This is a genomic window from Vermiculatibacterium agrestimuris, from assembly GCF_943193085.1.
GTDB classification, from domain to species: domain Bacteria; phylum Bacillota; class Clostridia; order Oscillospirales; family Oscillospiraceae; genus Vermiculatibacterium; species Vermiculatibacterium agrestimuris.
Genome location: NZ_CALPCU010000019.1, coordinates 1 through 12,473, shown reverse-complemented (window position 1 = coordinate 12,473; position 12,473 = coordinate 1). Strand labels below are relative to the sequence as shown.

At 63.0% G+C, this 12,473-nt stretch carries 9 protein-coding genes and 1 tRNA gene; 4 read left to right on the top strand and 6 right to left on the bottom strand.

What is annotated here, in order from left to right; translation table 11 throughout:
• Positions 1–41 precede the first annotated feature (41 nt).
• A tRNA-Val gene (locus tag NFR87_RS07590) sits at positions 42–118 on the bottom strand.
• A 121-nt stretch (positions 119–239) separates the two neighbouring features.
• Between NFR87_RS07590 and NFR87_RS07585 the strand changes: the two genes are divergently transcribed.
• Entirely contained in the window at positions 240–836 is a 597-nt protein-coding gene (locus tag NFR87_RS07585; protein WP_251448615.1) for a hypothetical protein, read from the top strand.
• Between the two features lie 49 nt (positions 837–885).
• On the opposite strand, the gene NFR87_RS07580 is transcribed toward NFR87_RS07585, so the two are convergent.
• The 3 genes from NFR87_RS07580 to NFR87_RS07570 form a co-directional block, all read right to left on the bottom strand.
• Positions 886–2,196 (bottom strand): S-layer homology domain-containing protein, encoded by a 1,311-nt coding sequence (locus NFR87_RS07580; RefSeq protein ID WP_251448613.1) that lies wholly within the window; start codon positions 2,194–2,196, stop codon positions 886–888.
• Positions 2,193–7,145 (bottom strand): fibronectin type III domain-containing protein, encoded by a 4,953-nt coding sequence (locus tag NFR87_RS07575; protein WP_251448611.1) that lies wholly within the window; start codon positions 7,143–7,145, stop codon positions 2,193–2,195. Before NFR87_RS07575 ends, NFR87_RS07580 begins: the two co-directional genes overlap by 4 nt.
• Positions 7,146–7,323: 178 nt before the next feature.
• Positions 7,324–7,860: an MntP/YtaF family protein gene (locus tag NFR87_RS07570; RefSeq protein WP_251448609.1), complete on the bottom strand. Its 537-nt coding sequence runs from the start codon at positions 7,858–7,860 to the stop codon at positions 7,324–7,326.
• Between the two features lie 107 nt (positions 7,861–7,967).
• Here NFR87_RS07570 and NFR87_RS07565 point away from each other — a divergent pair, with 107 nt between their 5' ends.
• The 3 genes from NFR87_RS07565 to NFR87_RS07555 are packed head-to-tail and all read left to right on the top strand — an operon-like array spanning position 7,968 to position 10,821.
• Positions 7,968–8,558, top strand: coding sequence for an HD domain-containing protein (locus tag NFR87_RS07565; protein ID WP_251448606.1), 591 nt, complete (start codon positions 7,968–7,970; stop codon positions 8,556–8,558).
• Positions 8,558–9,952, top strand: coding sequence for an MATE family efflux transporter (locus NFR87_RS07560; protein WP_251448603.1), 1,395 nt, complete (start codon positions 8,558–8,560; stop codon positions 9,950–9,952). Before NFR87_RS07565 ends, NFR87_RS07560 begins: the two co-directional genes overlap by 1 nt.
• Positions 9,949–10,821, top strand: a complete 873-nt coding sequence (locus tag NFR87_RS07555; RefSeq protein ID WP_251448600.1) for a YitT family protein — start codon at positions 9,949–9,951, stop codon at positions 10,819–10,821. Before NFR87_RS07560 ends, NFR87_RS07555 begins: the two co-directional genes overlap by 4 nt.
• Before the next feature lie 117 nt (positions 10,822–10,938).
• On the opposite strand, the gene NFR87_RS07550 is transcribed toward NFR87_RS07555, so the two are convergent.
• Together NFR87_RS07550 and NFR87_RS07545 are read right to left on the bottom strand one after the other, a co-directional pair.
• Positions 10,939–11,667, bottom strand: coding sequence for an amino acid ABC transporter ATP-binding protein (locus tag NFR87_RS07550; protein WP_251448658.1), 729 nt, complete (start codon positions 11,665–11,667; stop codon positions 10,939–10,941).
• A 4-nt stretch (positions 11,668–11,671) separates the two neighbouring features.
• Positions 11,672–12,409 (bottom strand): amino acid ABC transporter permease, encoded by a 738-nt coding sequence (locus tag NFR87_RS07545; protein WP_251448598.1) that lies wholly within the window; start codon positions 12,407–12,409, stop codon positions 11,672–11,674.
• Positions 12,410–12,473: the final 64 nt, after the last annotated feature.

Here is a 12,473-nt window from a genome sequence, read left to right as displayed (position 1 = left end):
TTTGCCGGGGGCCCCATTTTGAATTTGATGGGGAAACAAACTGGTGGACGATACAGGACTTGAACCTGTGACCTCCCGCACGTCAAGCGGATGCTCATACCAGCTGAGCTAATCGTCCAGACGCAGGAATTATTATATCCAAAGTTTTGCCGCTTGTCAACCCTTTTTATCCTCTTTCCGTTCCATTTTTTCTTCTGCTGCATAGGATGGAGGGAAATGGACTTCAAGGAGGAATCGCCATGGAAGAACTCCAGACCGGTGCCTTGGATCAGGCCGCCTTTCAGCGGGTGTGGCAGCGGGTGATGCCGGAGCCCCGTCCCGACTGTCCCTTCACGGTGGATACCGTGCCCCTCTCCGCCCAGCCCGCCGCTCCAGTTCCCGCAGTACAGCCTCCCCAACCCCCGCTCCAAACCGCTCCGGAACCTCCCGTATGTCTGGGAGAGTTCAGCGCCAAAGAGCTCCCCACCCTGGAGCGCCTGCTGGACGCCACAGAGGAGGGCGTGCAGACCTATCAGGCCCTGGCCCGGCGGTGGCGGCGGGAGACGCTGCTGCCCACACTGGCCAGAGAAAAGCGCAGACAGGCAAAGCGGCTGGCCGCAGCCCGGTTCCTCATTGCCGGGGAGCAATACGCCTCCCCTGCCGCTCCCCGGCTCAGCAACGAAAGTCTCGCTCTTCGGCTTCGGGGCCGGTTCCTGGCGGAGCAGCGGCTGGCGTTGGACTTCTTCTCCGCCGCCAACGCCTCCAGCGACCCCTGTCTCATCGATCTCTACCGCGATATAGGGCGGGACTGCCAGGATTGTGCCAAGGCTCTGCGCACCTGGATGGAAACAAGATAAAAAGAAGCGGCGTTTCTGTGTGAAACGCCGCTTCTTCTCTTTTTTGCCCTCAGTCCGCCAGGTTCTGGCAGTAGCGGGTAAGGATGGTGGCCACCTGAGCCCGGGTGGCCTTGCCGCCTGGGGCGATGGTGCCGTCTCCCATACCGGAGATGAGGCCGACCCCCACCGCCCAGCGAAGGGGCTCCACGGCGTAGTCGGAAACGCTCCCGGCGTCCGCATAGGTGCTAAGGTCGCCCCGCACCGTCACGTCAAGGCCCTTCTTCTCCGCGTAGCGGTAGAGAATGGCGGCCAGCTGCTCCCGGGTAATGGAGTCATTGGGGCCAAACATCCCCTCCGCCCCCTCGCCATAGCCGCTGACGATGCCGTTTTGGGCGGCCCAGCCCACCGCGTCGGTGTAATACTCGCCGGCCGGCACGTCGGCAAAGCCGGACAGGCCCGCCTGGGGCGTCCCCTCCAGCCGGTGGAGGATGGTGACGATCATGCCCCGGGAGGTGTCCACATCCGGGGAGAAGAGCCCCTGGTCGGTGCCCTTCATCATGCCGCTTTCAAAGACAAAGTGGACTGCCTCATGATACCAGTCGCTCTCCACCACGTCCAGGAAATTCATATCAATGTGCTCCAGTCCGGTCCAGTGGAAGGAGGCGGTGACCTCTACATCGGCAGAGGGCATATAGAAGGTAAAGCGGTTGCCGCCCACGTCGGTGAGGGCCATCTCATTGCCTCTGGAGCTGGTGACCTTGAGCGTCTCCAATCCGTAGCGGTTCTCCGGCTCCACGGTGAGGGTCACCATGGCCCGGGCCTCCGCCCGGGTCACGTCCGCCTTCACCGCTCCGTTCCGGGCAGAGGAGATCCGCACCCGGTACCGGTCCGGCTCATCGTCATCGTCATCGCTGCTCTGGGTCTGCTGTACGCTGGTGGAGGCCACCGCGGCGCCGGCTCCGGAGATGGCCTCCAACTCCCGGTTCAGCAGGGTGACCGTAACGGTGCCGGGCATGGAGAAGGTCTTGCTCACCGTCAGCGTTCCCAGGGGCAGTATGCCATTTTCGTTCAGGGGCGTCTGGGCGGTAAGGTAGACCGTGACCCGGGTGCTCTTATCCGAAGTCTCCACCCGGCACTCGGGGCTGTAAGTCCCGCCATCGCTGGGAGAAAAGCGCGCCGTGACGCTCCCCGGAAGGGTCAGCTCCAGCTGAACGCCGTAGACGCTCTCCTCCCCCAGCCCCTGGAGGGTGAGGGTGGCGGCGTTGCCGCCGCTGTTCATCTGGTAGGTCAGCCGCAGCTGGGCGGCAAAGGCGGGGGCGGCCAGGCCCAAGACCAGGGCCAGAGTCAGCGCAAGCGCGCCGAGAGAACGCTTCCCTCTCATTTCCCACTTCCCCCCTTCAGCACCACCGTGGGCATATCCTCCCGCTCGCCGCCGGGGCTGTAGATCCACAGGGTCTGGGCAGTGAGGCGGCGGCTGGAGGCGTCGTTGGGATCGTCGGTGCGGTAGAGGCTCACCCGGATCTGGCTGGGCAGGAGATTCTGCGCGTCACAGTGGGAGCTCTCCCCCTGGAGCTGGGCCTCCTGCTGCACGTCGGGGACAAAGAGGAAGATGCCGTCGCTGATATCGCATACGGGGCCCGTCTCCGGCACCTCGGCAAAGAGGAAGGCATAGCCCGCCACCGGCCGCTCCACCACGTCGCTCTCCGTGACCTCGCCGCTGGCGTCCATGGTCGTGGCGGTATAGCGGCCCTCCACCGCCAGGGTGTTGTACAGCGGATCGCCCCGGTAGGTGCCCAGGATCACCAGGGTGCCCTGGGGAATGGTCTCGGTGGTCTCGTTGCCGTTTTCGTCCAGGGCGGAATACTGGTAGTCCTCTGACAGAAGGCCCATGGTGGCCCCCTCCAGGAAGGCCACGTCGTCGCCGGGATAGGTGATGAGCGCCACATTCTCCGGCCGGATCCCCGCGGGGACGCCGGTGATGGTCACCGTTTTGGCGTCGTAAGTCCAGATGCGGGTGTCGCTCTCCGCCGCCCCCGGCATCCGGAAGTAGCGCAGGAAGCTGTCCTTATCGTCCACCGCCTGGTTCTGGGCAGCGGTAAACGCGCCGGTGAGGGCGGTGGTCTCCTTGCCCTCCTTGTCCGCGACCACCACGTGGTAGCTGCCATTGTTGGGAGCCATGTTCTGGATCTTCAGGCCGGAGACGGCGGTCTCCTTCTTCAGGGTAATGACCACCGAGCCGTTTTTCACCGTAATGTCATACTCAGAGGGATCCACCGTTTTGTCATAGGCCACCCGGACTTCCCCGGCGTTGGCGCCGCTGATGCGGAAGCCCAGGGTGTCGTAGGCCACCACCTCGTAAAAATAGGTGCGGTGGTTGCCGGAGCCGATGACGTCGGTGTAGGTATAGCTCTTGCCGGAGCCTGCGCCGACAAAGGCCACAGAGACGCCGTTGCGGCGGATCTCAAAGCCCTGGAGCGACCCCTTGAGGCCGGAGGCGTCGATGGAGACCTGGATCTCGTTGTCCTTCCCGGCTGCCAGCGCCGCCGTCGCCTTCACCGTGCCGCTGCCCCCGTTGACGCCCGCCAGGCGATCCCGGCGGCTCTGGTCGCTGAGATACCAGATGGCCCGGCTCTCCTCCTGATAGCCGGCCAGGGTGGCCTTGGTCTTGTCGCTGAGGTTCATGCCCCAGCGGGTGAAGAACTCGGTCAGATCCCGCCGCGCCACGCCTGCGGCGGTGAGGGCCACCCGGTCGTCGTAGGTATTGGCCCCGGCGGTATAGGTGCCCGCCTTCCAGGCCTTGAAGAAGCTGTTAAAGAAGTTCATGGGCTCCCGGCCGGTGTCATAGGCCAGGTGGAGCTGCCAGTACATGCCCAGCTGAACAAACACGTCGTTGGAGGCGCCGGGATAGCCCTGGGCCACCTTGGTAAAGATCCCGCTGTATTTTCCGCTCTTCTCCAGCCGGGAGGGGAAGGTGTACTCCCCGCCGTCGCAGGTCTGCACCATGATGGCGTAAATGTTGTTGGTGATCTCCGCCTTGCCCAGCTTGTCCATGTTGTGGCCGATCTCATGGGCGATCCCCCAGCCGAAAAGCTGGTTGGCAGCGGCGTCCGTCCCCAGCTTGGCGATGGGCTTTCCGGTGATCATACCGCCGCAGGAGCCGTAGCCGATGCCGATATGGCTGCCGGCAGCGTACATAAAGGCCCCGGCAAACATGGTCATGCAGCGGATATTCTGGCGGGAGAGCATATCGTTGTTTTCATAGACGTTGTCGATGCCCTGGGTCTGCTTGCAGATGGCCATGATGTCCTCCCAGGCCAGGACGTCGTCATAGAGGGTCTGGATCTTCTCCTCCCGGCCGACCGAGCCCAGGGCGTTCTTTACCGACAGGGCCGGCAGGGACAGCAGCGCCACCGGCGTGGAGATCTCCGTCACATTGCGGTAGTCGCTGGTGGGGCTTCCGATGGTCATGCCCCCCAGGTAGCCATCCAGCTCGTCCACATAGGCCCCGATCACCGCCCGGCGCTGGGCCTCATCCATGGCGTACCAGTGGGACAGCTCCAGCACGGGGATATCCGTTCCCCGGCGGATATGGAGCTTGATGCTTTCTCCGTTTTGTCCGCTGTAGGTGACATAGAGGCTGCCGCCGTTGTTGCCCGCCCGGCTGCCGATCCTGGGAACGGTGATGATGTTGCGCCCGTTCTCCAGGCTGCCCAGGGAGGCGCGCCAGGCAGAGACCTCGGCGTTGAACTGGCTGGCATAGAGGTTCACCTGCTCCCCGGCGGGGATGCCCTCTGCGTAGACGGTGATCTCCTGGCCGGCCGCCGCGGCGATCCCCAGGGGTTGGAGGTCGCTGCCGCCCTGGCTGTATTTGGCGCTGTCCGCGCCGCTGCTGCGGGCGTCCAGGCCGGCCAGGATCACGCCCTGGCTTACGCCCTGCTCCAGCAGCTCCTGCGCCAGGGTCAGCTCATCAGCAAGGGTGTCCAGGTTCAGATAGTAGTTGCGCTCATCGCCGGCGAGCCGGGTGCGCAGCGCCTCGATCTGCTCCCGGGTGACCCCCTGGGCCAGCCGGGTGTGGAGGCCGTCGGCAAAGAGGGCCTCGATCTCTCCAGGCAGGCTGTGGGCGGGATCATACTCCATAAACATCAGCTCAGAGAGGCTGACGGTGAGGTAATCCCGCTGCTCCACCGCCAGACTGATCTTGGCCACCTTCTCCGCCGGGCCGAAGGGCAGAATGGCAAAGTTGGTGACTGCGGCATTCCCCCGGACGCTGGGCCAGGTATCCACATCCCGTCCGGTGCCGCCGTTGTCCGCGCCCCCGTTCTTGGGATCGGGGACAATGAGGTGTCCGGCGGAGCTTAAGTCCTCCCCCTCATACCACACCCGGACGCTGTAGGCCCGCAGGTTGGTGGGATAGGTGCCGTCCAGCCGGGGCACCCAGATAGCGGCGGAGAGATCCACCGGCCGGGCAAAGGTGACGATCACGTGCTCGTTGCTCCACCAGTTCTTTGCCGTCCAGGCGGTGCGGTAGTTGTCGTCGATCATATCCCGGAAGGTGAAGGTGCCGGTTTGGTTGGCCGCGTCGGCCAGACGGATGTCGCTGATAAGACTGTTATCCAGAATGCCCATGGTGGGGATACCCTCGGGCCGCTCGTACTTCACGGCCTTGGGAGTGCCCTCGTAGATAGCGGAGCGGGGGCCCTTACCCACGTCGTTGCCCGCCACCACATAGATGGAATAGGTCACATCGTTTTCCAGCCCCTGGATGGCCGCGCTGGTCTGTTTGAGCTGACCGCCAGCCTGGAGCCAGGTATCAGCGCCCTTGACCTGATAATAGAGCTCATAATAGGTGGCCGACTTGCCCGCCTTCCAGGAGACGCTCAGGGCGTTTTCCAGGGCGGTGACGTTCACCATGTCCACCTTGTCCGGAACACTGGCGGGGACGGGAGTGGCGCTCACCGGGTCGGAGGGCTTGCCCTCCCAGGTGCCGTCGGTGGCGGTGACGGTAAACACATAGGTCTCCAGGTTCTTCAGCCCCGTGACCTTGGCCTGGGTCACGTCGGTGTGAAGCTCCTTGACCTCTCCCGCCTTCTGCTCCGGCCAGTAGAGCACCTTGTAGCCCGACACGTTGGGCAGCTGGTTCCAGGTGAGGGACACCGACTCGCTGCCCGCCTTGGTCGCCAGACCCTTGACCTGGATATTGGGCGCCACGGGCACCTCGGGAACGATATCCTTGAGGAACTGGACGGACTGAACGGCGGCATAGCCCCCCTCCGTCTTGGTGACGGTAATGATGATCTTCTTCACCGGGATCCGCCGGCCCAAGTCCACGGTGACGACATTGCTGCCGGGAACCTGGGAGGTGGCGTGGACGCCGGCGGGCGGCGTGATGTCAAAGGTGCGCTGTTCGATCTCGCCGCCGGCGCCCTCCACCGTCACGGTGCCCGCCAGAACGGCCCCCGCTCCGGCAGGGGAAAGGATCTCGATCTCCTGCGTATCCACCGTATCGGACAGGGGCAGCGGCAGGACGATGTCCCCCTCCTGGGCCCGGAAGGTGACGGTCTGGTCATTGTCGGCAAAAATATCCTCCAGATCACCCACCGCCAGGGTGCCCTGGGCCGTCAGCTCAGCGGCCATGGCCTTCATATCGGCGGGCACGGTGATGCGGGCGGTCTCCCGCAGGACGGCGGCGCCCTCGGCATGGATGAGCCTGTCCACATAGGCCAAGTCCACAATGTCGATGGCCTTGTCGCCGTTCAGGTCATACTGGTACAGCTCCTCCGGCCGCTGGGAGCCCAGCACGGCGGAGAGGGCGGCGCGGTCTTTCTCGTTCACCGCCCCGTCGCCATTTACGTCGCCCAGGGTAAAGGTGGCGTCGCCGGTGCCCACCACCACATGGCGGGAGTAGTCGCCCAGGGTGATGTTTTTCTGGGTATAGCTCTTATAGCCCCGGCCGGAAAAGGCCAGGGAATAGTCCCCCTGGGGCAGATCCTCAAAGGTCACCTCCAGGAAACCGGGCCACTGGCCGCCTCCCAGCTCGCCGCCGTCCACCCCCATGGAGGTCACGGCAGCCTGATAGCCGCCCACGTCAAAGACTCCCTCCTGGGTGAGGGAGACCGAGCCAAGGGCGACGCCGCCCCTTTGCAGCTCCACCTGCACGTTTCGGCTGGCCAGCTCGCTCAGCCGCTGGGCGTAATCGATCCGCACCGCGGCGGTGAGGCTGCCCGTCAGGCCGCTCTGGGCGGCCACGGCCGGCGTGGGGATGTAGAGGGAACACATCATGACTGCGGCCAGCAGGGCCGACAGTATCCGTTTTTTCCCATTCCTTCTCATGATACAACTTCCTTTCCTGCTCTTTCGCCGGAGAGTGTCCAGGCGCATCATCCCAGATTAGGGTTACATAATTATAGCAATTTCCCCTGTAGTTGACAACAGGTTTCGCCAAAATTTTTTCGAAAACCCACTTGTTGTTGGGGTAGCGGCTCTTGAGAGCCACTACCCCTTGATTTGCTCATATCAGCTGCCACAGCCCCAGGGCCACCAGCATCCACCCCGAGGCGGGCAGGGCCCACCGGCTCCAGGCTGACAGGGCCCTGCCCAGCCTCCTGCCCAGCCACAGGCACAAAAGGGTAATGAAAAAGTTGCACCCGGAGGCCAGAACAGGGGACAGGCCCGTCACTCCGGCGGCCACCCCCACCCCGGCGTTGTTCACCGCCAGGGCAGCGGAGAGGGCCACCCAGCTTCTGCCCTGGCTTTGGCCGCTTTCCTCCCCCTTGCCCCGGAGGGAATCCAATATGTACCAAAGCCCCAGTCCAGTAAGGGCCAAGCCGCCCAGCCGCTCCGGCACTCCGGCGCTCAGCAGGGCCGCCCCTATGGAGCCAAGGGTCAGGGAGAGAAAGGTCACAGCGGTGGTCACGCACCCCACCGTCATGACCGAGCGGCCGTCCAGTCCCCCGCCGGCTCCCTGTCCCACCGCCGCCAGAACAGTGTCCAGATTACAGGCCAGCGCAAATAAAATAGCCGCCCCCAGGGCGGAGAAACTATCCATAGGATCACCTCTGGCTCATCCTATGGAGAGACGCCAGCGGGAGTGCAGTCCTTGTTTTGGTACCGGAACTGTGATATACTCTTTTTCAAAAGAAAGGGAGGCTTTCCATGAGCTGTAAAGAGGAATTTATTGAAATCTACCGGGAAAATATTCACCGGGAGGGGGCCGAGGCTCTGCTGGACTACCTGGAGAACAAGTCCGACTTCTTCTCCTGTCCTGCCTCCGCCCGGTACCATGGCGCCTACGCCGGGGGGCTGTGCGAGCACAGCCTCAACGTCTATCACTGCCTGGTGGACTACCTGGCCCGGGAGCGGGTACAGGAGCTCTACGGCATTGAGGCCGACGCCGAGAGCGCGGCCATCGCCGCCCTGCTCCACGACCTGTGCAAGATCGGCTGCTATAAGGCGGGTACCCGGAACGTGAAAAACGAGGCCACGGGCCAGTGGGAGAAAGTCCCCACCTTTTTCTTTGACGATCCCCTCCCCTACGGCCACGGGGAGAAGAGCGTGTACATCATCTCCGGCTTCATGAAGCTCAAGCGGGAGGAGGCCATGGCCATCCGCTGGCATATGGGCTTTTCCGGCTCTGAGGACAGCCGCATGGTGGGCCAGGCGCTGGAAAAATATCCTCTGGCCTTTGCCCTGAGCGTAGCGGACATGGAGGCCACCTATTTCCTGGAAGGGGAGCGCAATACCTGATGGAGGATAAAAACAATCTGGGCTCCGCCCCGGTGGGGAAGCTGATGGTGAAGCTGGCCATCCCCGCAGTGTGCGCCCAACTCATCAACGCCCTTTACAACATCGTGGACAGGATGTATATCGGCCATATGGAAGAGGTGGGCGATCTGGCCCTCACCGGCCTGGGGGTGGCCTTTCCCATCATCATGTTCATCTCCGCCCTCTCCGCCCTGGCGGGAATGGGCGGCGGCTCCCGGGCCGCCATCCGCATGGGAGAGGGGGACATAGACGGCGCGGAGGCCATCCTGGGGGGCTGCACCGCCCTTCTGCTGATGATGGCGGCGCTCTCCACCGCACTGTTCCAGGTCTTTAAGGAGCCTCTGCTGCTCCTCTTCGGCGCCAGCGAGAATACGCTGCCCTACGCCAGCGGATACCTTTCCATCTACCTCTGGGGCACTGTCTCGGTGCTCTTTTCCCTGGGCCTGAACAACTTCATCACCACCCAGGGCTTCGCCGCCTTCTCCATGCTCACCGTGGTCATCGGGGCGGTGTGCAACATTATTTTAGACCCCATCTTTATCTTCGGTCTTCACATGGGCGTCCAGGGGGCCGCTCTGGCCACCATCTTGTCCCAGAGCGTTTCCGCGGCATGGGTGCTCTCCTTTCTTCTGGGCAGGCGCACCCTCCTCCACCTGCGGCTGAGACACCTGCGGCTGCGGGCGGAGGTGCTCCTCCCCGTGGTGGCCATCGGGGTATCCCCCTTCATCATGCAGGCCACCGAGAGCCTGGTGTCCATCTCTTTCAACTCCTCCCTGAAGCTCTACGGCGGCGACCCCTATGTGGGCGCCATGACCATCGCCTCCTCGGTGATGCAGGTGGGCACCATGCCCCTTCACGGCCTGGCCCAGGGGGCCCAGCCCATTATCGGCTTCAACTTCGGGGCGGGGAATCTGGACCGGGTGCGCCGGGCCTTCCGGCTGCTGTTTATCAGCTGCCTGGCCTTCACTGTGACCATCTGGGCCCTGGTGGAGCTCTTTCCCGGCGTTTTCATCGCCATTTTCAACGATAAGCCTGCGCTTACCGAGATCGCCCGGCGGACTTTGCAGGTCTATTTCGGGGGCATCTTCATGTTCGGGGTGCAGAGCTCCTGCCAGCAGACCTTTGTGGCCCTGGGGGAGGCCAAGATCTCCCTTTTCCTGGCCCTGCTGCGGAAGATCATCCTCCTCATCCCCCTCATCTTCATCCTGCCCCTCATCCTCTCCGACCAGGTCTTTGCCGTATGGCTGGCCGAGCCCATCGCCGATATCTGCGCCGCCACCGTCACCGGCTGCATCTTCTTCTACCGCTTCCCCCGCACTCTGAAGCGGCGGGAGGAGACGCTCCGGCACGGGAGGGCGCAGGGGGGAACGCCATGAAGAGATATGCGCACATGCTCATCGCCCTTTTCGATATGCTCCTTGGCACGGCCCTTATGGCCGCCGCCTTCGGACTTATCATCATTCCCCAGGGCTTTGCCTCCGGCGGCGTCACCGGCTTTTCCAAGATCATCGTCCTGGCCGTTCCCATTCCCCTGTCCGCCATGGTGCTGGCGGTGAACCTGGCGCTTTTGGCGGTGGGCCTGCTCTTTGTGGGAAAGCAGTTCGTGGCGAAAACGGTGGCGGTGAGCCTTCTCTTTCCCGCCATGCTGGAGTTTTTCATGCGCTACCCCCTCACCTCCATCGGGCAGGATCCCATGCTGTGCAGCGTCGCGGCGGGCGCGCTGCTGGGTGTGGGTGCGGGCCTCATCCTGCGCAGCGGCGCCTCCTCCGGGGGCTTCGACGTCTTTGCCGTTATCCTCAACAAAAAATTCGACGTTCCTGTGGCGACGGTGCTCAACCTCTGCGACGCGGCCGTCATCGTGATGCAGGCTCTGGGACAGCCGCTGGTTCAGACCCTTTACGGTCTTTTGGTCATCTTCATCAGCGCGGCCATCGTCAACCGGGTGATCACCTTGGGCGCCAATCAGAGCCAGATCGCCATCTACTCCGACCACCACGACGAGATCCGCTCCGCCCTGCTGGGGGAGGCGGATGTGGGCATGACCTCCTATCTCGCCGAGACCGGCTTCCAGCAGAAACAGACAAAGGTCATCGTATCCATTGTACCCTACCGGAAGATCACAGCCATCAAGCACATCATCATGGACATCGATCCCACGGCCTTCGTCGTGGTGGACGATATCCACAGCGTCCTGGGCAAGGGCTATACGCTGGACAAGCATTTTGACCCACCGGCGCTGGAATGACCCGCCCCGCTCGCCCGATGAAAAACATCAAATACGTAAAAAGAGAGGCTTCCGGTCTGCTTCGGAAGCCTCTCTTTTTATCTGTTCCTGTTGAAATCTTTTTTGCCCAGGGCACTTTCAGAGCACCTTGGACAAAAAGTCAATGGTGCGCTGCTCCTGGGGATGGGCGAAGAACTCCTGGGGGGTGTTCTGCTCCAGGATGCGGCCGCCATCCATGAAGAGCACCCGGGTGCCCACCTCCCGGGCAAAGCCCATCTCGTGGGTCACCACCACCATGGTCATGCCCTCGTGGGCCAGCTCCTTCATAACCTCCAGCACCTCTCCCACCATCTCGGGATCCAGGGCGGAGGTGGGCTCGTCAAAGAGCATGACCTCCGGCTCCATGGCCAGGGCCCGGACGATGGCAATGCGCTGTTTCTGGCCGCCGGACAGGCGGATGGGGTACTCCTGGGCCTTGTCAGGAAGGCCCACCCGTTCCAGAAGGGCCATGGCCTTCTCCTGGGCCTCCGCCTCGGAGCAGAGCCCCAGCTGAGTGGGGGCCAGGGTGATGTTCTTCAGCACCGTCATGTGGGGGAAGAGGTTGAAGTGCTGGAACACCATGCCCATCTTCCGCCGGTGCAGGTCAATGTCGGTCTTGGGGTCGGTGATGTCCACGCCGTGGAACAGCACCGTGCCGCTGGTCGGCACCTCTAACAGGTTCAGGCACCGCAGAAGGGTGGACTTGCCGGAGCCGGAGGGGCCGATAATGGCCACCACCTCACCCTGGGCAATATCCACCGAGCAGTCGTCCAGCGCCTTGACGGAGCCCTTGCTGAACTCCTTGGTCACATGGCGCACCTGGATCAAGGTCTCACCGCTGATCGCCACGGCGCATCCTCCTCTCTACGGCCTCAATGGCCTTGCTGGCAGGGAAATTGATACAAAAATAGATGATGGCCGCCAGGATGTAGGGGCCAATGGAGATAAAGCTGCTGGCCGCCACCGTCTTGGCGCCCCACATCAGCTCCTGCATCCCCAGCGCCATACAGATGGAGGACTCCTTGACCATGGTGACCATCTCGTTGGCCAAGGTAGGCAGGATGTTCTTCACCGCCTGGGGCAGCACCACCAGCTTCATCCCCTGCCACTTGGAAAGGCCCAGGGAGCGGGCCGCCTCCATCTGGCCGCCGTCCACTGCCAGGATACCCGCCCGGAAGATCTCCGCCACATAGGCGGAGCTGTTCAGCGCCAGGGCCACCACCCCGGGGATGAAATAGGACAGATCCACGAACCCAAAGACCTTAATGGTGGGGATGCGGATGACATTGAACAGGCCGAAGAAGATGATGGACAGCTGCACCAACAGGGGGGTGGAGCGGAATACCGCGATGTACGCCCCTGAGATGTTCTTCACCACCCGGTTCTTGCTCAGGCGCATCAGGGCCAGCAAAAGGGCGGGGAGAATGGCCAAAAGCACCGACACCACAGCCAGCAGGAGGGTATATTCCACTCCGTGGACAAAGTAGACGGCGTACTTGGGCAAGAATTTGAAGTTGAAGAAGCTGGCAGTAGACAGGCCTGCGTACCAGGCCGCGATGGCGTCAAACATAGCGGTACTCCTTCCAGATCGGTTTGACCGACACAGCCGCGCGGGGCCAATAGCACCCTCTGGG

Coding starts and splice junctions, on each gene's coding strand:
- NFR87_RS07585 (WP_251448615.1), top strand. CDS start 240: ATGGAAGAACTCCAGACCGGTGCCTTGGATCAGGCCGCCTTTCAGCGG.
- NFR87_RS07580 (WP_251448613.1), bottom strand. CDS start 2,196: ATGAGAGGGAAGCGTTCTCTCGGCGCGCTTGCGCTGACTCTGGCCCTG.
- NFR87_RS07575 (WP_251448611.1), bottom strand. CDS start 7,145: ATGAGAAGGAATGGGAAAAAACGGATACTGTCGGCCCTGCTGGCCGCA.
- NFR87_RS07570 (WP_251448609.1), bottom strand. CDS start 7,860: ATGGATAGTTTCTCCGCCCTGGGGGCGGCTATTTTATTTGCGCTGGCC.
- NFR87_RS07565 (WP_251448606.1), top strand. CDS start 7,968: ATGAGCTGTAAAGAGGAATTTATTGAAATCTACCGGGAAAATATTCAC.
- NFR87_RS07560 (WP_251448603.1), top strand. CDS start 8,558: ATGGAGGATAAAAACAATCTGGGCTCCGCCCCGGTGGGGAAGCTGATG.
- NFR87_RS07555 (WP_251448600.1), top strand. CDS start 9,949: ATGAAGAGATATGCGCACATGCTCATCGCCCTTTTCGATATGCTCCTT.
- NFR87_RS07545 (WP_251448598.1), bottom strand. CDS start 12,409: ATGTTTGACGCCATCGCGGCCTGGTACGCAGGCCTGTCTACTGCCAGC.